General features: G+C 43.4%; 27 protein-coding genes and 1 tRNA gene. 8 read left to right on the forward strand and 20 right to left on the reverse strand.

Annotated elements, in window-relative coordinates; all coding sequences use genetic code 11:
- The first annotated feature begins 57 nt into the window (after nt 1–57).
- From RYK49_RS06660 to RYK49_RS06685, 6 genes are all read left to right on the forward strand, one after another.
- Nucleotides 58–870 carry a Cof-type HAD-IIB family hydrolase gene (locus RYK49_RS06660; protein WP_314865305.1) on the forward strand — a complete coding sequence of 271 codons (813 nt, stop codon included), beginning with the start codon at nt 58–60 and terminating at the stop codon, nt 868–870.
- Between the two features lie 217 nt (nt 871–1087).
- Nucleotides 1088–2107, forward strand: coding sequence for an alcohol dehydrogenase AdhP (adhP, locus tag RYK49_RS06665; protein ID WP_314830782.1), 1020 nt, complete (start codon nt 1088–1090; stop codon nt 2105–2107).
- 460 nt (nt 2108–2567) lie between these two features.
- Nucleotides 2568–3563, forward strand: a complete 996-nt coding sequence (locus RYK49_RS06670) for a PTS sugar transporter subunit IIB (RefSeq protein WP_314830783.1) — start codon at nt 2568–2570, stop codon at nt 3561–3563.
- A gap of 44 nt (nt 3564–3607) precedes the next feature.
- Nucleotides 3608–4414 (forward strand): PTS mannose/fructose/sorbose transporter subunit IIC, encoded by an 807-nt coding sequence (locus tag RYK49_RS06675; RefSeq protein ID WP_002893578.1) that lies wholly within the window; start codon nt 3608–3610, stop codon nt 4412–4414.
- An 18-nt stretch (nt 4415–4432) separates the two neighbouring features.
- Nucleotides 4433–5374: a PTS system mannose/fructose/sorbose family transporter subunit IID gene (locus tag RYK49_RS06680; protein ID WP_002893579.1), complete on the forward strand. Its 942-nt coding sequence runs from the start codon at nt 4433–4435 to the stop codon at nt 5372–5374.
- Nucleotides 5375–5443: 69 nt separating this feature from the next.
- Complete coding sequence (locus tag RYK49_RS06685) at nt 5444–5806, forward strand: DUF956 family protein (protein ID WP_111675359.1); 363 nt, start codon at nt 5444–5446, stop codon at nt 5804–5806.
- A 185-nt stretch (nt 5807–5991) separates the two neighbouring features.
- Here the strand turns inward: RYK49_RS06685 and RYK49_RS06690 are convergent, their stop codons facing one another.
- From RYK49_RS06690 to RYK49_RS06700, 3 genes are read right to left on the reverse strand one after another with little or no spacing between them, the layout of a single operon-like run.
- Entirely contained in the window at nt 5992–6624 is a 633-nt protein-coding gene (locus tag RYK49_RS06690; protein ID WP_314865307.1) for a GNAT family N-acetyltransferase, read from the reverse strand.
- A gap of 13 nt (nt 6625–6637) precedes the next feature.
- The gene (locus RYK49_RS06695; RefSeq protein ID WP_314865309.1) at nt 6638–7216 is read right to left on the reverse strand and encodes an NAD(P)H-dependent oxidoreductase; all 579 of its coding nucleotides are present in this window, start codon (nt 7214–7216) and stop codon (nt 6638–6640) included.
- A complete protein-coding gene (locus tag RYK49_RS06700; protein ID WP_314865311.1) occupies nt 7209–7766 on the reverse strand; it encodes a TetR/AcrR family transcriptional regulator in 558 nt (185 codons plus the stop codon). The genes RYK49_RS06695 and RYK49_RS06700 overlap by 8 nt, the downstream gene beginning before the upstream one ends.
- 311 nt (nt 7767–8077) lie before the next feature.
- On the opposite strand from RYK49_RS06700, the gene serS reads away from it, so the two are divergent.
- Nucleotides 8078–9355, forward strand: coding sequence for a serine--tRNA ligase (serS, locus tag RYK49_RS06705; protein ID WP_314865313.1), 1278 nt, complete (start codon nt 8078–8080; stop codon nt 9353–9355).
- Nucleotides 9356–9474: 119 nt separating this feature from the next.
- On the opposite strand, the gene RYK49_RS06710 is transcribed toward serS, so the two are convergent.
- From RYK49_RS06710 to RYK49_RS06785, 16 genes are all read right to left on the reverse strand, one after another.
- Nucleotides 9475–10392, reverse strand: coding sequence for a TDT family transporter (locus RYK49_RS06710; protein WP_314865315.1), 918 nt, complete (start codon nt 10390–10392; stop codon nt 9475–9477).
- A 72-nt stretch (nt 10393–10464) separates the two neighbouring features.
- A complete protein-coding gene (locus RYK49_RS06715) occupies nt 10465–11529 on the reverse strand; it encodes an acyl-CoA dehydrogenase family protein (RefSeq protein WP_314865317.1) in 1065 nt (354 codons plus the stop codon).
- Between the two features lie 18 nt (nt 11530–11547).
- The gene (locus RYK49_RS06720) at nt 11548–12096 is read right to left on the reverse strand and encodes a carboxymuconolactone decarboxylase family protein (protein WP_009659051.1); all 549 of its coding nucleotides are present in this window, start codon (nt 12094–12096) and stop codon (nt 11548–11550) included.
- 199 nt (nt 12097–12295) lie between these two features.
- Nucleotides 12296–13066 (reverse strand): acetyl-CoA carboxylase carboxyl transferase subunit alpha, encoded by a 771-nt coding sequence (locus RYK49_RS06725; protein ID WP_002927615.1) that lies wholly within the window; start codon nt 13064–13066, stop codon nt 12296–12298.
- Nucleotides 13063–13926, reverse strand: coding sequence for an acetyl-CoA carboxylase, carboxyltransferase subunit beta (accD, locus tag RYK49_RS06730; RefSeq protein WP_314830788.1), 864 nt, complete (start codon nt 13924–13926; stop codon nt 13063–13065). Before accD ends, RYK49_RS06725 begins: the two co-directional genes overlap by 4 nt.
- A gap of 99 nt (nt 13927–14025) precedes the next feature.
- Nucleotides 14026–15393, reverse strand: a complete 1368-nt coding sequence (locus RYK49_RS06735) for an acetyl-CoA carboxylase biotin carboxylase subunit (protein ID WP_002893598.1) — start codon at nt 15391–15393, stop codon at nt 14026–14028.
- An 18-nt stretch (nt 15394–15411) separates the two neighbouring features.
- Complete coding sequence (fabZ, locus tag RYK49_RS06740; protein WP_002896886.1) at nt 15412–15834, reverse strand: 3-hydroxyacyl-ACP dehydratase FabZ; 423 nt, start codon at nt 15832–15834, stop codon at nt 15412–15414.
- The gene (accB, locus tag RYK49_RS06745) at nt 15831–16319 is read right to left on the reverse strand and encodes an acetyl-CoA carboxylase biotin carboxyl carrier protein (RefSeq protein WP_314865319.1); all 489 of its coding nucleotides are present in this window, start codon (nt 16317–16319) and stop codon (nt 15831–15833) included. Before accB ends, fabZ begins: the two co-directional genes overlap by 4 nt.
- 6 nt (nt 16320–16325) lie before the next feature.
- Nucleotides 16326–17558, reverse strand: a complete 1233-nt coding sequence (gene fabF / locus RYK49_RS06750; RefSeq protein ID WP_060976613.1) for a beta-ketoacyl-ACP synthase II — start codon at nt 17556–17558, stop codon at nt 16326–16328.
- Nucleotides 17559–17622: 64 nt separating this feature from the next.
- The gene (gene fabG / locus RYK49_RS06755; protein ID WP_002922206.1) at nt 17623–18357 is read right to left on the reverse strand and encodes a 3-oxoacyl-[acyl-carrier-protein] reductase; all 735 of its coding nucleotides are present in this window, start codon (nt 18355–18357) and stop codon (nt 17623–17625) included.
- 12 nt (nt 18358–18369) lie between these two features.
- The gene (gene fabD, locus RYK49_RS06760; RefSeq protein WP_314865323.1) at nt 18370–19290 is read right to left on the reverse strand and encodes an ACP S-malonyltransferase; all 921 of its coding nucleotides are present in this window, start codon (nt 19288–19290) and stop codon (nt 18370–18372) included.
- On the reverse strand, nt 19283–20257 hold the full coding sequence (gene fabK, locus RYK49_RS06765) for an enoyl-[acyl-carrier-protein] reductase FabK (protein WP_002902460.1): 975 nt from the start codon (nt 20255–20257) through the stop codon (nt 19283–19285). The genes fabD and fabK overlap by 8 nt, the downstream gene beginning before the upstream one ends.
- Nucleotides 20258–20393: 136 nt before the next feature.
- Nucleotides 20394–20618: an acyl carrier protein gene (locus tag RYK49_RS06770; RefSeq protein ID WP_002893611.1), complete on the reverse strand. Its 225-nt coding sequence runs from the start codon at nt 20616–20618 to the stop codon at nt 20394–20396.
- A gap of 55 nt (nt 20619–20673) precedes the next feature.
- Nucleotides 20674–21648 (reverse strand): beta-ketoacyl-ACP synthase III, encoded by a 975-nt coding sequence (locus tag RYK49_RS06775; protein ID WP_314865328.1) that lies wholly within the window; start codon nt 21646–21648, stop codon nt 20674–20676.
- Nucleotides 21648–22082 (reverse strand): MarR family winged helix-turn-helix transcriptional regulator, encoded by a 435-nt coding sequence (locus tag RYK49_RS06780; protein ID WP_002901186.1) that lies wholly within the window; start codon nt 22080–22082, stop codon nt 21648–21650. Before RYK49_RS06780 ends, RYK49_RS06775 begins: the two co-directional genes overlap by 1 nt.
- A gap of 141 nt (nt 22083–22223) precedes the next feature.
- Nucleotides 22224–23015 carry an enoyl-CoA hydratase gene (locus RYK49_RS06785; RefSeq protein ID WP_314865329.1) on the reverse strand — a complete coding sequence of 264 codons (792 nt, stop codon included), beginning with the start codon at nt 23013–23015 and terminating at the stop codon, nt 22224–22226.
- 251 nt (nt 23016–23266) lie between these two features.
- Here RYK49_RS06785 and RYK49_RS06790 point away from each other — a divergent pair, with 251 nt between their 5' ends.
- The gene (locus RYK49_RS06790; protein ID WP_314865330.1) at nt 23267–24631 is read left to right on the forward strand and encodes an aspartate kinase; all 1365 of its coding nucleotides are present in this window, start codon (nt 23267–23269) and stop codon (nt 24629–24631) included.
- A gap of 231 nt (nt 24632–24862) precedes the next feature.
- On the opposite strand, the gene RYK49_RS06795 is transcribed toward RYK49_RS06790, so the two are convergent.
- Nucleotides 24863–24936, reverse strand: a tRNA-Asn gene (locus RYK49_RS06795).
- Nucleotides 24937–24993: the final 57 nt, after the last annotated feature.

Raw genomic sequence — 24993 nt, forward strand, 5'->3', positions numbered from 1 at the left:
GTTATTTACACTGAATTCTGTTATAATAGTCTGTATTATCACTGAAAAGAGACTCACATGACAAAAAAAGTAATCGCTGTGGACTTGGACGGAACCTTGCTGGATTCAAATAGCAATCTGTCTGATTTCACCAAAGAAACCATCAAAAAAATTTCCCAAAAGGGCCACAAGGTTATTATCACAACAGGCCGGCCCTACCGTATGGCCTTGAAATATTATAAAGAATTAGAGCTCAATACGCCCATGATCAACTTCAATGGATCTCTGACTCACATTCCAGAAAAGAAATGGGATTTTGAAAAATCGCTGACGCTGGATAAATCCTTTCTGCTGGATATGGTTAAGCGCAGGGATGAGATTGAAGCGGATTTCATTGCTGGCGAATACCGCAATAAGTTCTACATCACAAATCCCAATGAAGAAATCGCTGATCCCAAGCTCTTTGGCATCGATGCTTTCAAACCAGAAAACCAGTTTCAAGCCAATCTGGTAACGGAGAATCCTAACGCCATTCTCCTGCAGACACGAGCAGCTGACAAATATGCTCTGGCAGAGGAAATGAATGCTTTTTACCAGCATGAACTTTCTATCAACTCTTGGGGCGGCCCACTCAACATCCTCGAGTGTGCTCCCAAAGGAGTCAACAAGGCCTTTGCCCTTCAGTACCTACTTAATATTCTCAATGTGGACCGTAAAAATCTGATTGCCTTTGGCGATGAGCAAAATGATACTGAGATGCTGTCCTTTGCTGGCACTGGCTATGCCATGAAAAATGCTAATTCCGCCCTGCTGCCCTACGCTGACCAGCAGTTATCTTTGACCAATGACCAAGATGGCGTCGCCCACGAGCTCAACAAACTCTTTTTATAAAAGTAGACAATTAGACAAACTCTGTTCGAGAGTTTGTCTTTTATTTTTTTCTTCTCTCAAACTCCGTTAGTTGCAAAAAGCTTTAAAAATAGGAGTTTATCAGCTATGTCAGAATATTAGAGTGAATCCACGCTTAGTTTTGTAAGCGTTTGCCGTTTGTTTGAGTTTGTGATATAATTAACATAATCAAAAACTAAATAACAGGAGGAAACTACTTATGAAAGCAGTTGTTGTAAATCCAGAGGGAACTAATGTCCAACTCGTTGAAAATAAAGAAATGCGTCCGCTTGAAACAGGGGAAGCTCTCGTTGACATCGAATACTGCGGTGTCTGCCATACGGACCTTCACGTCGCGCACGGTGACTTTGGAAAAGTGCCGGGCCGCGTTCTTGGCCACGAAGGTATCGGTATTGTCAAAGAAATCGCTCCAGATGTAAAAAGTCTCAAAGTCGGAGATCGCGTCAGTGTCGCTTGGTTCTTTGAAGGCTGCGGCGCTTGTGAATACTGTACAACTGGCCGCGAAACCCTTTGCCGTACAGTAAAAAATGCTGGTTATTCTGTTGATGGTGGGATGGCAGAACAATGTATCGTAACAGCTGACTACGCTGTCAAAGTCCCTGAGGGACTCGATCCTGCCCAAGCTTCTTCTATCACTTGTGCCGGTGTAACTACCTACAAGGCTATCAAAGAAGCCCAGCTACAACCAGGCCAATGGACAGTTATCTTTGGAGCAGGTGGATTGGGTAACCTAGCGGTTCAATATGCTAAGAAAGTCTTTAATGCCCATGTCGTTGCTGTTGATATCAACAATGATAAGCTAGCTTTGGCCAAAGAAGTTGGTGCTGATATCGTCATCAACGGCCATGAAGTTGAAGATGTCGCTGCTCTTATCCAAGAAAAAACCAGCGGTGCGCATTCTGCCATAGTAACAGCTGTTTCTAAAGTTGCCTTCAACCAAGCTGTTGATTCTGTTCGTGCTGGCGGTCGGGTAGTTGCCGTTGGATTGCCATCTGAAATGATGGACCTCAGCATTGTCAAAACCGTTTTAGATGGTATCCAAGTCATCGGTTCCCTCGTTGGTACGCGCAAGGACTTGGAAGAAGCCTTCCAGTTTGGTGCTGAAGGATTAGTGGTTCCTGTCGTTCAAAAACGCCCTGTTTCAGATGCTGTGGATGTCTTTGACGAAATGGAAGCGGGTACCATTCAGGGACGTATGGTACTTGACTTCACACACTAATGCTTTAAAGCATGTCAGTCCCAACATTTACAAAACTCTTGGAAACGTATGGTGGACAGACTTGATATTATTTAGAAACTTTTGCCATTATAGAGGGAGACTAAAGACATAAGACGCGACTTTTTGTCTTTGGTCCTCCTTTTTCTTTTTTGATAAATAAACACTTTCTCAAACAAAATTCTCTTCTGTCATTTCAAAAGTCTCTTTCATATTATTTCAATCTTTTTCATATATTAATCTATTGTATTTTCTATTTTCCTAATTTATTAAAACATTTCTATAGCTAAGGTTTGCTTATACTTATATTTATCAGGGTTTCAGCAAATACTGACATTTTTGAAAGAAAAAGTCGTTTTTAGGAACAAACGCTTGCATTTTTCATGAAAACGTTTTATAATAAACTTGCCTTAAAGTTTTCTTAAAACTTAAGTCAAACATTTTATAAGGAGGAATGTCAATAATGAGTATCGGAATCATTATTGCTAGCCACGGTGAATTTGCTGCTGGTATTCATCAATCAGGTTCTATGATTTTCGGTGAGCAGGAAAAAGTACAAGTTGTAACTTTCATGCCCAACGAAGGACCAGATGATCTCTATGCAAAGTTCAATGACGCTGTGGCTTCGTTTGATGCGGACGATGAAGTGTTGGTCTTGGCTGACCTTTGGAGTGGCTCTCCATTCAACCAAGCTAGCCGTGTCATGGGTGAAAATCCAGACCGCAAGTTCGCTATCATTACAGGCTTGAACCTGCCTATGCTGATTCAAGCTTATACAGAAAGGATGATGGATGCCAACGCCGGCGTTGAAGCTATTGTTGCTAACATCATCAAAGAAGCCAAGGAAGGAGTCAAAGCTCTGCCTGAAGAGCTGAACCCTGCTGCTGAAGAAGCAAATGCTCCTGCTGCAGCTGCTCCAGTTGCCCAAGCAGCAATCCCTGAAGGGACTGTAATCGGTGACGGCAAGCTCAAAATCAACCTTGCCCGGATCGACACACGCTTGCTGCACGGTCAGGTAGCAACAGCTTGGACGCCAGATTCAAAAGCAGATCGCATTATCGTTGCTTCTGACTCAGTAGCTCAAGATGAACTTCGTAAAGAATTGATTAAGCAAGCTGCACCAGGTAATGTCAAAGCCAATGTTGTCCCAATCGACAAATTGATTGCTGTTTCAAAAGACCCTCGCTTTGGCAACACTCATGCCTTGATTCTGTTTGAAACTCCTCAAGACGCCCTTCGTGCTGTTGAAGGCGGTGTGCCAATCAAGACCCTTAATGTCGGTTCTATGGCTCACTCAACTGGTAAAACAATGGTCAACAACGTACTGTCAATGGATAAGGAAGACGTTGCCACTTATGAAAAGCTTCGTGACCTTGGCGTTGAATTCGACGTACGTAAAGTACCAAATGACTCTAAAAAAGATTTGTTTGATTTGATTAAAAAAGCCAACGTGCAGTAGAATCAAACGTTTTGCTTTTATTAATTTAGGAAAGGATTTAGAACATGTCTATTATTTCTATGGTTTTAGTAGTCTTTGTTGCCTTCTTAGCTGGCCTAGAAGGTATCTTGGACCAATTCCAATTCCACCAACCGCTGGTTGCTTGTACCTTGATTGGACTGGTAACTGGTAATTTGGCAGCCGGTGTTATGCTGGGTGGCTCTCTCCAGCTGATCGCTCTTGGCTGGGCTAATATCGGAGCTGCTGTAGCACCTGATGCTGCCCTCGCTTCTGTTGCCGCTGCTATCATCATGGTATTGGGTGGAGACTTCTCAAGCAAAGGAATCGCTGTAGCACAAGGTGTTGCAATTCCACTTGCTGTTGCTGGTCTCTTCTTGACTATGATTGTCCGTACTTTGTCAGTTGGTTTGGTTCACGGTGCAGATGCTGCTGCGAAAAAAGGCGACATCAAAGGCGTTGAACGCGCTCACTTTATCGCTCTCTTCATGCAAGGAGCACGTATTGCTATCCCTGCAGCACTTCTTTTGATGATTCCTGCTGAGTCTGTTAAATCTGCTCTTGAAGCTATGCCAGCTTGGCTATCAGAAGGGATGCAAATCGGTGGTGGTATGGTAGTAGCCGTTGGTTACGCCATGGTTATCAATATGATGGCAACTCGTGAAGTATGGCCATTCTTCGCTATTGGTTTCGCTTTGGCTGCTGTCAGCGAACTCACTCTGATTGCCCTTGGTGCAATTGGTGTCGCTATCGCTCTCATCTACCTTGCCCTGTCTAAAAAAGGCGGAAATGGTGGTGGCGGAGCAACAGCTTCATCTAACGATCCAATCGGCGACATCCTAGAAGACTACTAAGAAAGGAGACACACTATCATGACAGAATTAAATACTGTAAAACCTGATGAGTCAGGAAAATTGACTCTTTCAAAGGCTGACCGTCAAAAAGTTTGGTGGCGTTCTACTTTCTTGCAAGGTTCTTGGAACTACGAACGTATGCAAAACTTGGGCTGGGCTTATTCACTGATTCCAGCTATTAAGAAACTTTATACTAAAAAAGAAGATCAAGCTGCTGCTCTTGAGCGTCACTTGGAATTCTTCAACACTCACCCGTATGTTGCAGCTCCAATCATCGGAGTTACACTTGCGCTTGAAGAAGAAAAAGCAAATGGTGCAGCAATTGACGATGCGGCTATCCAAGGGGTTAAAATCGGTATGATGGGACCTCTGGCTGGTATCGGAGACCCTGTCTTCTGGTTCACAGTTCGTCCTATCCTTGGTGCACTTGGGGCATCTCTTGCTTTGACTGGAAATATCATTGGTCCACTTATCTTCTTCTTAGCTTGGAATGCTATCCGGATGGCTTTCCTCTGGTACACACAAGAATTGGGCTACAAGGCTGGTTCTGAAATCACTAAGGACATGTCTGGTGGTATCCTTCAAGACATTACCAAAGGTGCTTCAATTCTAGGTATGTTTATCTTGGCTGTTCTGGTTGAGCGCTGGGTATCTATTAAGTTTGTCTTTAACGTTTCATCTGTTAAGCTAGATGATAAAGCATATATCCATTGGGACAAATTATCTAGTGGCTATAAGGGTATCCAAGAAGCCTTTGCTCAAGTAGGTCAAGGACTATCTCAAACCCCTGAAAAAGTTACAACTTTCCAACAAAACTTGGATTCCTTGATTCCTGGTTTGATGGGACTGCTTCTAACTTTCGCTTGTATGTGGTTGCTTAAGAAGAAAGTATCCCCTATCACTATCATCATCGCCCTCTTTGTAGTTGGTGTGCTAGCTCACGTTGCTGGTTTGATGTAATAAAAAGAAGGTTTCGGCCTTCTTTTTATTGTGGTATAATAGCTATATTATTTAAAAGGGAGTTACTCTATGGCACAGTCACAAAATAAAACAGTTGAGTTTAATACCACTGGCGTTTCCTATCTTGGATTAGGCGGAAAGGTTGGGAAATTTCTAATCGGCGAGACAGCTCTGGAGTTTTATGCTGATGCCAATGTAGAAGATTATATTCAGCTGCCTTGGTCTAGCATCACTACTATCGGTGCTAATGTTTCTGGCAAAAAAGTCAGCCGCCATTTTGAAATCTGGACTGACAAGGGAAAGTTTCTCTTTGCCTCCAAAGATTCTGGTAAGATACTCAAAATTGCGCGGGAGCATATCGGCAACGACAAAGTCGTTAGATTGCCGACTCTGTTACAAAAAATTGCTGGAATCTTTAAGAAGAAAAAATAGGGTTGAAACTTTTCAACCCTATTTTTTATATTTTCGACTAAGACAAAAGCTGCTTGTATCAGCAAAATGGAGCTAGCACAAAAAATTGGAAAGTGAAACTGTCTGAGAATGCACTATTTCAGCCCCTTGAAATGATGGGATGGGGTAAGCAGACATTATCAATAAAAGACCGCTTCATTAGATTTTCAAAAAGGATAAACATCAGCTAAATTTTTCTCGAAAGTCCATGTCTTGACACCTTCAACATCACGGACATCTAGCTGCTTAAATCCGTTCTTTTTGTAAAAACGACAGTTGCTTTCTGTATGAGTAATCAAAGTAAGCCGCTGGCATTTCTCTTCTTTGGCAAGCAACTCAAGTCCCTTTGAGATAAAAAGACCGCCAACTCCCTGTCCTTGATAATCAGGCAGCACCCCCAGCAGTTCAAGATATAGAGTTGAAACACCCCTTTTCTTAGCTTCTTTACTCCCCTCCCCAAAGACTTTTTGAAAGGCTAAAAGCTGGGGAATATATTGCCACATCCTCCATGCTCCTGCCCGCAAAAAGGAAAGCATACCGACAGGATGATTACCGAGCTTATGAATAGTAGCGAAAGCCATAAGACGTCCATCCACTTCAGCAAGTAGGCAAATATGATGACGCATCGCTGCCTTAACCATAACTGCATGCAATCTATTTAGAAAATCAATATAAGACTGGCTGCTGCCAAAGAGAGGGCGGAATTTTTCTCTATAGACCTCATGCTCAGCAAAAGCAGCAGTTAAAACCGAGACCGCAGCAACAAGATCCCTTTCATTTGCTCTTCTAAAACGAATCATGATAGCTACCTCTTCAAATCTTTTCCGATAGTTTTTCTAAAAAAGCTTGACGTTTTTCAGCTGTAGACTGAGAAATATTCCCGAAATTCAACCAACGGCGCTGTCTAGCACCGATAGACTTAAAGGTATGGCCCAACATGGCTTTCTTGACGACATCACCACAGAAATACTTAAGATAGAAGGTCGGTGCTGCAGAGGTAGTAATAGCCAATACCTCTTTAATATTGGTCAGACGACCAACTAACTGGCGGGTTTTCGTCTCCTCGTAAATCTTATTTTTCAAAAATACCTTATCTTCAAAGCCCTTGACAATAGCTGGCATATCCGCCCACCAGATAGGAAAAATCATGATAAGGCGGTCACAGGACGCAAGAGCTTCCTGATATTTTAAAACCAGTGGGTCTAGTGCCTGCCCTTTATTAAAAAGCGCTAGCTCTTCCTTGGTATAGACTGGATTAAAACCATCCTCATAGAGATCAATCAGTTCATAGGTCTGACCTTTCTTCTCCAACAAGTCCTGAACCTGCTTTAAAATAGCATGGTTAAAGCTTTTATCATAGGGATGTGCATAAACAATGAGATTTTTAAACATGTTTGTAACCTCCTAGTAAATCATTGAACATTGAGCGATAAACTTCCTCATCAAAAGGCTCCAAGCCTTTGGCAATAAAATGCCCATAGCCTGTGATGAAGGTGTCCAGCTTGAGCAAAAGAATCTTTTTCTCTTTCTGACTCTCAATAGGCAGCTGATCCAGATAATCCACTGTCTTATTCCCGATTTCCAGAAGCTCACCTTTCCGGTAAGCCTCTATCGCCACAGGGCTGAAAAAGAGAAAATCCATCATCTGACTGTTGGTCTCATATTCCGATAAAAGAAAGAGTCCTATCTGCCAAATGCAATCCAAAGGATCAGAGACTCCATCTAGATACTGCTCCTCTAAACGCTTAAGCTGCTTCTGGTTTTCCAAAAGACAGACCTGATAATAAAGATCCTCCTTATTCTCAAAAGCCTTGTAAAAAGCACCAGTCGTAACCCCCAGCAGAGATGCCAGTTTCCTCAGGGGGATATTCTGATAGCCATATTCTCTGATAAGCTGGCTTGCCTTCTCAATCATACGGTCGCGCGTTGTTTGTTTTACCATAAGAACTCCTTCTAGATAACTATGTTACCTTTATCTAAAGATAACATAGTTATCTTTTTCTGTCAAGATTTTTCCTATCCTGGGATTTACATTTTCCGGAAAATCCTGTATAATAGTCGAAACGGATAAGTACTATTGGGCACTTTTCAGAAAGTCTGCGGTGGCTGTGAGCAGATAAGAAGAAAATAGGAAATTCTACCGTTAGTTTAAAAATGAATAATTAAGCAAGTGCACTTTTGTGAAGTTGGATGGAACCGCGGCTCTGCCGCTCCAACAGTTTCATAAAGTGCTTTTTATTTTTGGAGGTACCTATGTTAGATTTAAAACGCATCCGCACTGACTTTGATACTGTCGTTGAAAAATTAGCTACACGAGGTGTTGACGCTGCTACTCTCAACCAAATGAAAACCATCGACAAAGAACGCCGGGATTTATTAGTCAAGGTCGAAGAACTCAAAGCTGAGCGCAATACTGTTTCTGCTGAAATTGCCCAAGCTAAACGCAATAAAGAAAATGCAGATGACAAGATTGCTGCCATGCAAAAACTTTCTGCTGAGGTCAAGAACTTAGACGTAACCTTGGCTGAGCTAGACGCTAAGTTGACTGAATTCACTACCACTCTGCCTAATATCCCGCACGAAAGTGTTCCTGTCGGAGCAGACGAGGACGAAAATGTTGAAGTTCGTCGCTGGGGGACACCGCGCCAATTTGACTTTGAAGCCAAGGCTCACTGGGATTTAGGTGAGGATTTGAACATCTTGGACTGGGAGCGTGGGGCAAAAGTTACTGGTGCTCGTTTCCTATTCTATAAGGGCTTGGGAGCAAGACTTGAGCGTGCTATCTACAATTTTATGCTGGACGAGCATGGCAAAGAAGGCTATACAGAAGTCATCACTCCCTATATAGTCAACCATGATTCTATGTTTGGGACTGGGCAATATCCTAAGTTCAAAGAGGATACCTTTGAGCTAAGCGATACCAACTTCGTTCTGATTCCAACTGCTGAAGTTCCACTGACCAACTATTATCGAGATGAAATTTTGGACGGAAAAGAATTGCCAATCTACTTCACAGCTATGAGCCCATCATTCCGCTCTGAAGCTGGCTCTGCTGGTCGTGACACGCGCGGTCTCATCCGTCTGCACCAGTTCCACAAAGTTGAAATGGTAAAATTTGCCAAGCCAGAAGAATCTTATCAAGAGCTGGAAAAGATGACTGCCAACGCAGAAAACATCCTGCAAAAGCTGAATCTGCCTTACCGCGTTGTAGCACTCTGTACTGGGGATATGGGCTTCTCAGCTGCTAAGACCTACGACTTGGAAGTTTGGATTCCTGCTCAGAACACCTACCGTGAAATCTCTAGCTGCTCTAACACAGAAGACTTCCAAGCCCGTCGAGCTCAAATCCGCTACCGTGACGAAGCAGATGGCAAGGTCAAACTTCTTCATACTCTCAACGGTTCTGGACTGGCTGTCGGACGCACAGTTGCAGCTATCTTAGAAAATTACCAAAACGAAGATGGCTCTGTGACTATCCCAGAGGTTCTGCGTCCGTACATGGGTGGATTAGAAGTTATAGCGCCAAAATAAAAATCAGATTATCCTGATACTTTGCCTGTATCATTAGGTCTAAGTTCAGACTTATTTTGCTAAAATTAAAAAATCCGAGATCAACTCAGAGAAAATCAAAAACAGATTTTCAAAGAGTATCATCTCGAATTTTTTGTTATCTTTCTGGCCCGCAATGAGACTGTATAGTAAAAACAAACATAGAGGACGATTACGAAAGCTAGCAGAGCTTCTGCATGACTAAGCCAAACAAGCCAGGTCCAACCTAGAAAATCAAGTCCCAGTTTCAGGGCAAAAGCTGTATTGACAAGAGGAAAGGTCAAGGCTGACCAGCTAAGCTGAGGTCTCAGTCGGAAAATGCGAGGTAAAAGACATAAAACCAACAGATAAAAGACCTGCGATAAGAGGAGCAGCAAGGTAACAAACCAACCTTCAGCATCAGAACCAGCAAAACGGATATAACTTCCCAGCAGGAGCGAAAAAGGCGCACAGTAAATGGCCCACTGCGGCTTTAAAGCATCAGGCAGCCTTTGTGACCGTCTAACCTTGTAAAACAAGGGATAGAGAATCAAACTCAGTAGCAGAGCAAAAAACCAAGCCAAATAGCCCAAAAGTGGCTGATGAACTACACCCTGGGTCAAGCTTGCCATGGCCAAGCCAACATAGAGAACCGTCCAGCTCGGGGTTAAAGATAATCCCTCGGCCTTAAGCACATACTTCCAAGTAAAGTTAGCTATTAGAAAAACATGCAGAAGCAAGGCCATGTACCAAAGCAGCTGGCTCACCCAAAATAAGCCAAGCTTACTTAGGTAAGAAGCTAAGAGCATACTAGCCATAGGATAAGTCGCAAAGCTCGATAAGAAAGGAGCCTTTTGCAAATCTTGCCGATAGTCCGAAAATGACAGCACTAAAGCCAGTGTCAGATAAAGCCAAAGTATCAAAGCTAGACCATTCAAGAAGTAGAAAAAGATAGAATGGTAGTTCAGTAAAAGATTAGCTAAGCCAAATAGGCCAAGAATCAACCCAGATAAAAGAATGGGCGGTCGTTTGCTGTTCACGAAGCAACTCCTTTATAGTAATGTCTTGAAGTCCCTCTTCAATGACAATCAGATGTTTGTTTGCCATCATTTCTATGAAACTTCTAAAATATGCCGCAGCTGGACTGCACTCGGTGAGACAATGGGAAGAAAAGCTCCTTCGTTCCAACGGCGGATAAAGCCAGAAGTCGAATTACTCAAGTATCCTCTTCCTCCACTAGCCTGGAGCTCCAAGAGCAGACTTTGGGCTACCACATCAACTATATCAATTCGCAGCTGGAAGAGCTCCTTAGGACGCTCAACAAAATAACCAGGCTGGAGAAGACCTCTATAGAGCTGATCCTGGATCGCAGTCAGAGCAGCCACTTGCTCCTCCCACTCCTCTCTCAAAATAGAGCGGACTGACAGATTAGCTTCGACCTCCGCCAGCGATTTCTCCGCTAGGCCAAGAGCCAGACCAAACTGATAACCTAGAAAAGCTGGGCGATTTTCTGCCAAAAAGACCTGGGCATCTTGTGCAAGAATCCATTCCTCTTGCAAAGGCACATAATTAAAGGTCAGGGCAGCTGTATTTCCCCCTTGCAAGGATACAAACGCTAAATCCGCCGAACGGGAGAAATTCTCTGCGTCAGACGGCACAGCCAGAACCAGCGGCTGGCGGCTCCCGTCTTCGAAACCGGCAACAAATATGCTGAGGAAGCGATCCGCGCGAGCATTGGTTACCCAAGGCAGGCGCCCCTTTAGATAAAGCTGCCCACCTTCCTCCACAATAGAGACATTTAACTCTTCTAGGTCTGACAGGAATTTAACGGCATTGGACAGGGCGGTCGCACCTGCATATTCCCCTGACAAGAGTCCTTCTAAATAATTATTTCTAAAGTAGGGATTAGCAGACTTTAAGACGTTATCAATAAAGGTCCTTTGCCCCCAAGAGATAAAGGAAGCGGTCAAGGAATGGTGAGCCAGCTCCTTGAGCACTTCAATCACATCCGTATCATTGCCACCTCGGCCTCCCAGCTCTTCTGGAACGCCAACCCGAAAGGCTCCTTCAGCAGCGATACGCTCAATCAATTGATTGCCTGCTGCACAGGATTCTTTGTCAATTTGGTCAGCGTGGTCATCCAACCAGTTGATAAACTCTTCTGAAAAAAATGTCATTTGCCACCTCCTCAAAGACTAAGCATAAGGTTGCAATTCCGGATTAATTGGCGTGTTGGCCAGATTATTAGCATAATTGCAGAGGGTCGCAAGGCTGACACCCAGAACTACATCCAGAGCATTCTCATGCGTATAGCCCGCTTCTAGGAAGTCTGCCAAAGCCTCGTCTCCGACCCGTCCCTTAGTATTAATGACAGCAATGGTAAATTTAGCAAGCGTATCTAGCTTCGGATCTGTATCAATCGGAGTACGATTGCGCAGAGCCTCCAAAAGATCATCATTCATTTGAATCTGCTTGATTGAAAAAGCTGTATGACCTGCTACACAGAAAGCACAGCCATTGGTAACTGCGGCCGTTATCTGCACTACTTCACGCTCAGTCGGTGTCAAGCTGTTACGGCGATTGATAGCTCCAACCGTCCGATAAGTTTCCAAAGCCGTTGGCGCATTGGCCAAAAGACCGATAAGATTGGGAATGTAGCCACCGTTATCTTTTTGAACAGTTTCCAGGACTTCTTTTACCTCAGCTGGTGCGGACTCAATCGTGTGGATAGTAAATTCTGACATATGAAACCTCATTTCTTTTAATTAGAAACTATCTTAACATAGGACCAATGGCTTGTATAATATATATTTTATATAAGTCCTATAAAGAGAATATAATGCGATTTTTCAAACTAAAATATATTTCCCTCGTAAGGTAGCTCCACATCAATTTCAAACGAGAATTCGAAACGAGAAAAAGAAGCCTTTTGGCTTCGATTTTTTAATATTTCCTAAATCGCTGGTAACGATTTTCCAGTAATTGCTCCAAGGGTAGCTGAGACAGACTATTCAACTCAGTTGCGATTTCTTCTTTCACTGCAGCCAGTAATTCATGGTTGTTAAAGCCTCTTTCGGGAATAACCTTATCTACCACTTCCATCTGCAAGAGCTCGTGTGAAGTAATTTTCATCAGCTCTGCTGCTTCCATAGCGCGGCTGCCGTCTTTCCAGAGGATGGAAGCAAAACCTTCCGGACTGAGAACTGCATACATAGAGTTTTCCAGCATCCAGACCTTGTCTGCTACAGCCAAAGCCAAGGCACCACCTGAGCCACCCTCACCAATGATGATGGCAATAATCGGCACTTTGAGATTGCTCATTTCCATCAAATTACGGGCAATAGCTTCCCCTTGGCCACGCTCCTCAGCACCGACACCAGGATAGGCTCCTGCCGTATTAATAAAAGTTACCACAGGACGGCCAAATTTTTCCGCCTGCTTCATGAGGCGCAGGGCCTTGCGGTAGCCTTCTGGATGCGGCTGTCCAAAGTTTCGGCGCAGATTGTCTTGCAAATTGCGGCCTTTTTGAATACCGACCACCGTTACAGGCTGACCGTTTAGCGTCCCAATACCGCCAATCACCGCACCGTCATCTCGAAAAGAGCGATCTCCATGCAGCTCGACGAAGTTATCAAAAATTCCTTGTGCAAAATCCAGCGCAGTCAAACGAGCCTGATCACGCGCTTCTTTAATAATCCGAGTGATTTTTGTCATGCTTGACCTCCATGGAATGCTAATAAGTTAGCAAGTGTATCTCTCATGTCACTACGCTTGACGATGGCATCAACAAAACCATGCTCCATGAGAAATTCAGCCTTTTGAAAATCATCTGGCAGTTTCTCACGAACTGTGGACTCAATAACCCGACGCCCGGCAAACCCAACAAGAGCCTGAGTTTCTGCCAGAATAATGTCTCCTTCCATTGCGAAAGAGGCTGTGACACCACCAGTTGTTGGATCCGTCAAGACGGTCAGATAGAAGAGGCCTGCTGCAGAGTGACGCTGAACAGCCGCAGAGACCTTAGCCATCTGCATCAAGCTCATAATGCCCTCTTGCATGCGGGCACCGCCAGAAGCCGTAAACAGCACTATTGGCAATTTATGCTCTGTCGCATACTCAAAGAGACGGGTAATCTTTTCACCCACAACTGTCCCCATAGAAGCCATGATAAAGTTTGAATCCATGATTCCTAGAGCCGCTTTATGCCCCTTGATGCTAGCTGTTCCAGTCAGAACCGCCTCATCAAGTCCCGTCTTCTCACGGGTAAGAGCCAATTTTTCTTGATAATTAGGGAAGTTCAGAGGATCCTTGGTTTCAATTCCAGTGAACATCTCCTCAAAACTATTTTCATCTACGGTTAGGTTTAAGCGCTCATGAGCAGAAATACGGAAATTATAGCCACAGTTAGGACACACACTGTCATTTCCAAGATCTTTTTGGTAAATGGTATGCTTACAACCTGGGCATTTCGAAAAGAGTTCGTCTGGTACCTCAGGCTTTGCTTGAGGCTTTTCCCGACTCGCTCGATTAGGATTGATACGGATATATTTATCCTTCTTTGAAAACAAAGCCATCGTTTACGTCTTCTCCTTTTCAAGATTTTATACTCAGGCACATCAAACAGCAAGAGCCGCCGTCTTTTTAGTTTACAGAGCAGCTCTTAAATATCGCTTCTATTGTTTCTCTTGATAAGCCGGAAGGAACTTCTCCATGAGAAAGGCTGTGTCATAATCACCAGCAATTACATTAGGATCTGAGATTAAGTCCAGTTGGAAGCCGCTGTTGGTTACAACACCGTCAATTTCTAGTTCATAGAGCGCACGTTGCATCTTCATCAGAGCATCGAAGCGATTTTCCCCATGAACAATTATCTTCGCAATCATGCTATCGTAGTAAGGGGGGATGGTGTAGCCAGGATAGACGGCCGAATCCACACGCAGCCCCACTCCACCGCTTGGCAGATAAACATTTGAAATCTTACCAGGACTCGGCGCAAAGTTAAAGGCTGGATTTTCAGCATTAATCCGACACTCAATCGCATGCCCTCGGATTTCAACATCATCCTGACTGAAGGACAGCTCTTGACCGTTTGCAATCTTGATTTGTTCTTTTACAATATCCACACCAGTAACAAACTCGGTGACTGGATGCTCAACCTGCACCCGAGTGTTCATCTCCATAAAGTAGAATTCACCCTTAGCTTCATCGAGCAGAAACTCAATTGTACCGGCATTTTCATAGCCGACAGACTGAGCAGCCCGAACAGCTGCTTCACCAATCTGCTGACGCAGAGTTTTCCCAATTGCCACAGACGGACTTTCTTCCAGCACTTTCTGATTATTACGCTGCAAAGAGCAATCCCGCTCGCCCAAGTGGACCACATGCCCCTGCTGATCTGCCAGAATCTGCACTTCAATATGGCGCGCTGGATAGATGACTCGCTCCATATACATGGCACCATTACCAAAGGCTGCTTTTGCTTCGCTAGAAGCAGACTCAAAGGCCGCTACTAAATCCTCAGCCTTTTCAACCTTACGAATACCCTTGCCGCCGCCGCCAGCAGAAGCTTTGAGCATGACTGGATAGCCAATCTTTTCTGCTACTTCCAAGGCTTCTTCAGAGGTATGAACTTCTCCATCAGAGCCCGGGATAACTGGCACTTTCGCCTTAATCATCTGAGCCCGAGCATTAATCTTGTCGCCCATCATGTCCATAACAGCACCTGAAGGCCCAATAAACTTAATGCCAACTTCTTCGCACATGGTCGCAAATTTAGAGTTTTCGCTCAAAAAACCAAAACCAGGATGAATGGCTTCTGCACCTGTCAGAACAGCAGCAGACAGGACTGCGTTCATATTTAGATAAGAATCAGTGGACTTGGCTGGGCCGATGCAGACGGCCTCATCAGCCAGTAAGGTATGGAGTGCTTCCTTGTCAGCCGTTGAATAAACAGCTACCGTATCAATTCCCAACTCGCGAGCTGCACGAATAATTCTGACCGCAATTTCCCCACGGTTAGCAATTAAAATTTTACGAAACATGGTGAAAGCTCCTTTTATCTACTGGCCAATCGCAAAGGTCAAGGTACCGCTGGCTGCAAGTTTTCCATCAACTTCTGCTTTCGCCTCTACAACCGCAATGGTTCCGCGGCGCTTGACAAACTTAGCTGTCATAATCAGCTGGTCACCTGGTACAACTTGCTTTTTGAACTTGACCTTGTCCATGCCAGCATAGAAGACCAGTTTGCCCTTATTTTCTTCTTTGGACAATTCCAACACGCCGGCTGTTTGAGCCAGAGCTTCCATGATTAAGACACCTGGCATAACAGGATATTGAGGAAAATGTCCGTTAAAGAAAGGCTCATTGACTGTCACATTTTTCAGAGCGACAATCTCATCTTCGCTAACTTCCAAAACACGATCCACTAAAAGCATTGGGTAACGGTGCGGAAGTGCTTCTTTTATTGCATTGATATCAATCATTTGATGCGTACCAGCCCTTTCCCAAATTCAACCATTTCTTCATTCTGAACTAGAATTTCTGTAACCAGGCCATCTTTAGGTGCTGGAACTTCATTCATGACCTTCATTGCTTCAATAATCATCAGGGTTTGACCTTTTTTAACTTGGTCTCCAACAGATACAAACGGCGGCTTGTCTGGACCAGCTGCTAAGTAAGCCACACCAACCAAAGGGCTTTCCAAAACATCACCTTCAGCAGCAGGTGCCGGAGCTTCTGAAGCTGTTTCTGGCTCTGCAGACGGAGCTGCTTGAGGAGTTGGCTCAATCACAGGCGCACTCGCAGCCTGCAAAGGTGCAGCAATTGGAGCTGAACTTGCTGTTGGAACTGCAGCCTGACCTTCATTCTTACTAAAAGTCAGCTCATCGCTCTGATTTTTGTAAGAAAACTCACGCAGACTAGACTTGTCAAACTGCGCCATTAAATCTTTAATTTCGTTGATATTCATAGGTTTTTAAGCCTCCCAGCGTTTAAAGGCAAGAACTGCATTGTGGCCGCCAAAGCCAAATGTATTGGAAATCGCATAAGGGATTTCCTGTTCCTTACCTTGACCGTAAATAACGTTGGCTTCAATATAGTCTGGCAGCTCTCTTGTACCAGCTGTTTTTGGCACATAGCTATGACGCATTGCTTCAATCGTCGCAATAGCCTCAACCGCGCCCGCTGCACCGAGCAGATGTCCTGTAAAGGATTTAGTAGAAGACACCGCTACATCTTTACCAAAGACAGAAACAATGGCTCCGCTTTCGCCTTTTTCGTTAGCAGGAGTTGATGTACCATGAGCATTGACATAAGCTACATCTTTCGGCTCAATTTCAGCTTCTTCAACCGCCTGTTTAATCGCCTTGATAGCGCCCAAACCTTCTGGATGCGGAGAAGTCATATGGTAAGCGTCACAAGTATGACCGTATCCTACCACCTCAGCCAAGATAGTCGCTCCGCGCTTCTCAGCATGTTCCAAGCTTTCCAGAACCAGCATACCAGAACCTTCACCCATGACAAAGCCATTGCGGTCCTTGTCAAAAGGAATAGAAGCACGCTTAGGATCTTCTGTCGTAGAAAGAGCAGTCAGAGCCTGGAAACCAGCAATCGCAAATGGTGTAATAGAAGCTTCTGAGCCACCAACCAGCATCACATCTTGATAACCGAACTTAATTGAGCGGAAAGCTTCACCAATCGCATCGTTAGCTGAGGCACAAGCTGTATTGACAGACTTACAGATACCATTGGCTCCAAAGCGCATCGCAACATTTCCTGCCCCCATATTTGGCAGGGCTTTTGGCAAGGTCAAAGGTTTGATACGTTTAGGACCTTTTTCATGCAAGCGAACAACCTGCTCTTCAATTTCCTGAATCCCACCGATACCTGAAGCCACAATGACACCAAAGCGATCCTTATCCAACGCATCTACATCTAAGTGAGCATTGTTGACCGCTTCCTGGGAAGCATAAATTGCATAAAGTGTGTAATTATCATAACGATTGGTATCCTTTTTGACAAAGTATTTATCAAAAGGGAAATCCTGAATTTCCGCCGCATTGTGAACACTGTATTCACTATGATCAAATTTAGTAATTGGACCGATTCCAATATTGCCTTCTTTTAAATTATTCCAGAATTCTTCTGGAGTATTGCCGATAGGTGAAGTTAAACCGTATCCTGTTACAACAACTCGATTAAGTTTCATATTGAGCTCCTTTATTTAGATGAATCAACTGATTTTCTACTCGTTATTATTCAAAAATTGTGACTTACTGCATAGTAAAGCCGCCATCAATCGTGATGACTTGACCTGTTAGATATTCTTGACCCGCCAAGAAGAGAGCAACATCTGCTACTTCTTCCGGAGTACCAAAACGCTTCATCGGAATGAGTGCCAGAGACGCCGCCTTTACTTTTTCTGGAAGTACATCTGTCATATCAGATGCGATAAAGCCAGGGGCAATGCAGTTCACACGGATATTACGCGCTGCCACTTCACGGGCTACTGACTTAGAAAAACCAATCAGACCGGCCTTGGAAGCTGCATAGTTTGCCTGACCGATATTTCCAGCCAAACCAACGACACTCGATAGGTTGATAATAGCACCCTGACGAGCTTTTGTCATCGGTTTCAGGACTGATTGTGTCATATTGAATGTTCCAGTCAAGTTCACTTTCAGCACCTGCTCAAAATCTTCTTCCGTCATTTTCAGCATGAGCTTATCACGTGTAATACCAGCGTTATTGACCAATACATCTACAGACCCCAGAGCCGCAACAGCTTCTTCCACTATCCGCTGAGCATCCGCAGATTTAGACACATCCCCAATAACAGCTACGACTTTACCAGAATAGCCGGCAAATTCAGCCAAAATATCATCAGAAATCCCGCTTAGTCCGTTTAAAATAACATTGGCTCCGACACTGGCAAATTTATGCGCAATTGCCAGCCCAATCCCACGAGCGGACCCTGTAATTAACACATTCTTGTTTTGTAATTCCATGATGATTCCTCATTATTTTTCTAGAAGAGCATTCAAACTTTCTACATCTTCAACTTGGCGTACATCCGCAGATTTATCAATTTTCTTAATAAAACCAGATAGGACTTTGCCAGGACCGATTTCGATAAATTCAGTCACACCAGCTTCCTGCATTTTAGCAATGCTGTCATAAAAGCGCACTGGCTCCATTACCTGACGAGTCAAAAGCTCTTTGACTCTCTCTTTTTCCATCACAGTTGCTTCAGTATTTCCGACTAATGGCCGTACAAAATCTGAAAACTCAACTGTTTCTAATACTTCTGCCAATCGTTGGCTGGCTGGCTTTAAAAGCGCCGTATGGAAAGGTCCGGATACATTGAGCGGGATTAAGCGCTTGACACCGGCATCTTTCAAAAGCTCCACAGCTTTGTCCACCGCTGCCACTTCTCCGCCGATAACGATTTGACTAGGCGTATTATAGTTAGCCGGTGAGACTACACCAATAGCACTTGCTTCTTGACAGACCGCTTCAATGAGAGAAACTTCTGCATTTAAAACTGCGACCATTTTCCCAGAACCAGCTGGAGCCGCCTCTTCCATGAAGCTACCGCGCTTAGCAACCAAGGCCACCGCCGTCTTGAAATCAAGGGCGCCCGCAGCCACCAAGGCAGAATATTCTCCAAGAGAGAGACCAGCTACCATGTCAGGCTCGATTCCCTTATCAGCCAAGATGCGATAAATAGCTACTGAAGTCGTTAAAATAGCCGGTTGCGTGTAGCGAGTTTGATTGAGCTTTTCTTCATCTTGATCGATCAAAGCTCGGACATCATAGCCTAGAACTTGGCTAGCCTCATCAAAAGTTGACCGCACAAGCTCATACTGATCATAAAGCTCGCGCCCCATTCCAAGGTACTGCGCTCCCTGACCGGCAAAGAGAAAGGCTCTTTTAGTCATTTCTAGTTACTCCTGCCCAACGTTTTGCTTCCTGCTGAATCTTCTCAGCAGCACCATAGTAGATATCTTTGAGGATTTCTTCGACTGTTTCTTCCTTACTGATTAAACCAGCAATTTGACCAGACATGACGGAACCATTTTCCACATCTCCGCGAACAACCGCATTGGCCAAAGCACCAGCTCCAAGATTTTCAAAAACAGTCAAATCCGGATTTTCTTGCTTGAAGGCTTCTTTTTCTGCCTTTTCGAAATCACGCGTCAGCTTATTCTTAATAGCACGGACCGCATGGCCGAAATGCTGGGCAGAGATAGTCGTATCAATATCGCGAGCCTTCAAAATCATGTTCTTATAGTTTTGATGGGCATTGGATTCCTTTGCAACAACAAAGCGAGTTCCGACCTGAACGGCCTCTGCTCCCAACATAAAACCAGCTGCAGCACCAGCACCATCTGCAATACCACCGGCAGCAATAACCGGAATGCTAACTGCTTCTGCAACCTGACGAACCAAGGACATGGTAGTCAATTTTCCGATGTGACCACCGGCTTCCATACCTTCTGCAATGACTGCATCCGCACCGATTTTTTCCATCCGCTTAGCCAAGGCCACACTTGGCACAACAGGGATAACTGTAATCCCCGCTTCATGGAAACGAGCCATGTGCTTGCTTGGATTACCTGCACCAGTTGTTACTACTTTTACTCCCTCTTCAATGACGAGATCAACAATGTCGTCCGCAAAAGGAGACAGGAGCATGATATTAACACCAAAAGGACGGTCTGTTAAGGACTTAATCTTGTCAATATTAGCTTTTACCACTTCCTTAGGTGCATTTCCGCCACCAATGATACCAAGACCGCCAGCTTTTGAAACTGCACCAGCCAAGTCACCGTCAGCAACCCAGGCCATTCCGCCTTGGAAAATAGGGTAATCAATGTTCAATAATTCTGTAATACGTGTTTGCATAATACCTTCCTTTTATCATTGCTTAAGTAATAGCTTGATTTCAAACTACCACACGCTAGATGTATTTTCTTTACTTTGACAGTCAAACTATTACCTAAACAAGAGAGAATATCTTTCGATACTCTCAGTTACTTGCTTATTTAGTTTTTTCTTCTACATAAGCAACCAAATCACCAACTGTGTTCAAACCTTCTTCAGTTTCGATTTGGATGTCAAATGCATCTTCAATTTCTGAAATCACTTGGAACAAATCCAATGAATCTGCTTCAAGATCATCGAAAGTTGACTCAAGAGTAACTTCTGATGGCTCTTTGCCAAGTTCTTCAACGATAATTTCTTGTACTTTTTCAAATACTGCCATGGATAGACTCCTTTAAAAATAAAATATTTTTTATCATGTGTTTCCACTTGATTAACTAAATTGTAACAATAAGCGTGCCCCATGTCAAACCTCCACCGAAACCTGACATCAAAATTGTCTGATTTCCGTTCAGTTTAATCAGTCCTTGCTCGACACACTCAGATAATAAAATCGGGATGCTAGCAGCGCTAGTATTGCCATATTCCATCATATTGGCTGGAAGTTTCTCCCGCGCAACACCAAGCTTCTTAGCCATTTTATCCAAAATACGGATATTGGCCTGATGCAGCAACAGAAAATCCAAATCTTCCACTGAAAGCTGACTGCTTTCAATGGTTTCCCTGATAGAACGAGCAACATCACGAATAGCAAAGTCGAAAATAGCTCTACCGTCCATTGTCAGATAAGGCTGATTCTCACCCTTTTCAGAAAAAGGTGAAGACAAACCGATTTTTCCGCAGGTCAGACTATCTCCGCGAGATCCGTCTGTAAACTGACTTTCTGCCAAAAAATGCTTTTCTGAAGCACTTTCCAACAGTACACCGCCAGCACCATCTCCAAAGAGAACCGCTGTTGAACGATCCGACCAATCTACCGTCTTAGAGAGAGTTTCACTTCCTATGACTAAACCCTTTTGATAACGACCTGAAGAAATAAACTTTTCCCCAGTAGATAGGGCAAAGATAAAGCCACTGCAAGCTGCGGTCAAATCAAAGGCAAAGGCATTCTTAGCACCGATGTTTGCCTGTACTCTCGCAGCCGTTGAAGGCATTAAAGAATCCGGCGTAATGGTAGCAACAATGATAAAATCTAGGTCTTGAGCAGAAATTCCCGACTTTTGCAGCAAATTCTCTGCTACTTTTGTCGCTAAATCACTGGTCGTTTCATCTGACGATAAATGGCGTTTTTTAATCCCAGTTCGACTTGAAATCCACTCATCACTGGTATCCATAATCTCTGCTAGATCATCATTACTGACAACCTGACGGGGAGCATAATGAGCCGCTTGGCTAATCTTAGCATAGTTCATTATTTCAAATCCTCTAGGAAACTATATAAATTTTGTAGGCCCTTTTGCATCACTTGTCTCTCTTCTGGACTCATCCCATCCACTACTTGCATGACCATGCGGTTGTGGAATCGCTTGTGAAGACGATACAAAAGCCGCCCATTCTTTGTCAAATTCAGATGCACCACACGACGGTCAACTTCCGACCGACGCCGCTCAATATACCCCTTACGCTCCAGATTATTCAAACTGGTCGTAACAGTTCCCAAAGTAACCATCAATTCTCGTGATATATCACTTGGAGTAGCATTTGGGGTTGTACCGATGACATCTATCGTATGCATTTCCTTAATGGAGACGTCGTTGAAGCGACTGCTTCTTAGGCTCGATTCTTCAATAACCAAGACATTATTGAAAATAGACGTTAAGTAATCATTTACTAACTGAAAATTCAAAACCATACCTCCTTAAGAAAATACTTTGACAATCAAATTTTATCAGATAGAAAAGTAATTTGCAAGCTTTTTTGAAAATTAATTTGATTTTCAAATATTTTTGTAAACAACTTGCAAAATAAGCAACCTTGAACCAATACATTATTTACCAGTGAAGTTTGGACGACGCTTCTCAGAATAAGCCCGAACCCCTTCTTTGAAATCCTCTGTGAAAGCAAGCGATTTCTGAAGCTGCAATTCTAGCTCAGCATACTCAGACCAGCCGCTGAAAAAACTCTTCCAAACCATTTCTTTCATGGCTCTGTAAGAATTCAGAGAGCCACGTTTGAGCTTCTTCAGTAACTGTTCCGTTGTTTTTTCCAATTTCTCTGCTTCACAGACTTTATAAAGTAAGCCATAATCCAGAGCTTTCTCTGCAGTCAGAGCTTCCCCAGTCATAACCAGATGAGTCGCCCGAGTCACCCCGATAGCACGAGTCAGTAAGTAAAGACCGCCAGCATCTGGCGCCAGACCAACACCGACAAAGGCCTGAATGAAACGTGATTTTTCAGTCGCAATACAGAAATCCGCTGCAACGACCATATTAGCAGCCGCACCAGCAACGGGACCATCAACACTCATGATAACTGGCTTAGGAAGGCGTTTCATAGCAAAAGAAATATCATTTACCAATTCAGCGATTTTCACCAAGGATTGGACATCATCATCACTGACTGCTCTCTGCATCTCAGCCAAGTCGCCACCCACTGAAAAAACCTTTCCATTGGCATTGATAACTAAAAACTTGACGGACTCATCCTTAGCAGCAAGTTCAATAGCCTCTAAAATTTCCTCACACATAGGAATATTAAAACCATTTGAAACTTCAGGGCGATTGAAAGTAATCGTTGCTACCTCATCTGCTACATGATAGAGAATTCCATTAAATGTCATTTCAGCTCCATTCCCGACCCGATTTCAAATCAGCCGTTTTGTTTTATTCTTAAATAATTTGATATTCAAATTATAAACAACTTATATTTTATCATAAAATATAAAAGAAAGGAAATAAAAGATGGGAAAAATTAGATGGTCTTCAAATTTGAAGTGTAAAAGCAATATTTTGGTTAAAATATAGTATAAAAACTGCGTTTGAATAATTTTCAGAATTTTGTTATAATTTTTAAAATAAGATAGGAGAACCAATGAAAGTTGTAAAATTTGGTGGAAGTTCACTGGCTTCTGCGACTCAATTAGAAAAAGTTTTGAACATTGTCAAATCTGATCCTGAACGTCGATTTGTTGTAGTGTCAGCGCCAGGAAAACGCCATGATGACGATATCAAAGTAACCGATGCCCTGATTAAATATTACCGAGAATATATTGCAGGAAATGATGTCACACCTAACCAACAGTGGATTATCAATCGCTATGCAGATATGGTGGCAGAACTAGGCTTGAAACCAAAAGTTCTGGAGAAAATTTCCAAAAGCATCACAAGCCTTGCAACCTTGCAAATTGAAGATAACGCATTTCTTTATGATACTTTTCTTGCTGCAGGAGAAAATAACAATGCCAAACTGATTGCAGCATATTTCAGTCAAAATGGCGTTCCAGCTAGCTACATACATCCAAGAGAAGCAGGACTCGTCGTTTCCAGTGAACCTGGCAATGCACGCATTCTCCCTTCTAGTTATGATAAGATTGAAGAACTCAACAATTCTGATGAAGTTCTAGTTATTCCTGGTTTCTTTGGTGTAACTCAAGATGGACAAATCTGTACTTTCTCTCGCGGGGGTTCTGATATTACGGGCTCTATCATTGCTGCGGGAGTCAAAGCAGATGTTTATGAGAACTTCACTGATGTTGACGGAATCTTTGCCGCCCATCCTGGCATCGTTCACAAACCACATTCCATTCCTGAGCTAACCTATCGGGAAATGCGTGAATTGGCCTACGCTGGCTTTACAGTTCTCCATGATGAAGCTCTGCTTCCAGCTTACCGCGGCAAAATCCCGCTGGTTATTAAAAATACCAACAATCCAGAACATCCAGGTACTCAAATTGTTCATAAACACAGTAAGGATCACTTACCGGTCGTTGGAATTGCTGGAGATACAGGCTTTGTCAGCATTAACATGTCCAAGTACCTGATGAACAGAGAAATTGGCTTTGGTAGGCGCGTCCTTCAAATTCTAGAAGATTTGAATATTGGTTGGGAGCATATGCCTACAGGAATTGACGACCTCTCCATTATCTTACGTGAGCGCGAATTAACTCCTATCAAAGAGGAAGAGATCCTTCGACAACTTGTCCAAAAAGCAGAGGTTGATCATGCAGAAATTGAACACGACCTTTCCATTATCATGATTGTTGGCGAAAAAATGAAAAGTCATATTGGTGTAACAGCTACTGCAACCAAAGCTCTTTCAGAAAACAATATCAACATTCAAATGATGTCCCAAGGCTCAAGCGAAGTATCCATCATGTTTGTTGTTGAAAAAAATCAAGAAAAAGCTGCCATTCGTGCTTTATACAGAGCCTTCTTTGAAGTCAATACAGAATCATAAATGCAAACCTCAGAAGCATCTTTATCATACAATCACTCGATAATCGAAAAAGGCAGAAGTTAGTTACGCACTAACTTCTGCCTTTTTGATTTAAGTGCTAAATACTGTCATTTAATTCACAGACTATCTGAAAAACAATAGCTTTTAACACTACTACTCACAATCATAGAATTATCTCCCATTGTAAATAATACCAAAAAGTACAAAAAAAGAGGTAAAACCTCTTTCAAACTCCGCCAGTAGGACTCGAACCTACGACATCATGATTAACAGTCATGCGCTACTACCAACTGAGCTATGGCGGATAAAAGCTAAGCGACTTCCATATCTCACAGGGGGCAACCCCCAACTACTTCCGGCGT

It is taken from the genome of uncultured Streptococcus sp., from assembly GCF_963525625.1.
In the GTDB taxonomy this organism is placed as follows: Bacteria; Bacillota; Bacilli; order Lactobacillales; family Streptococcaceae; genus Streptococcus.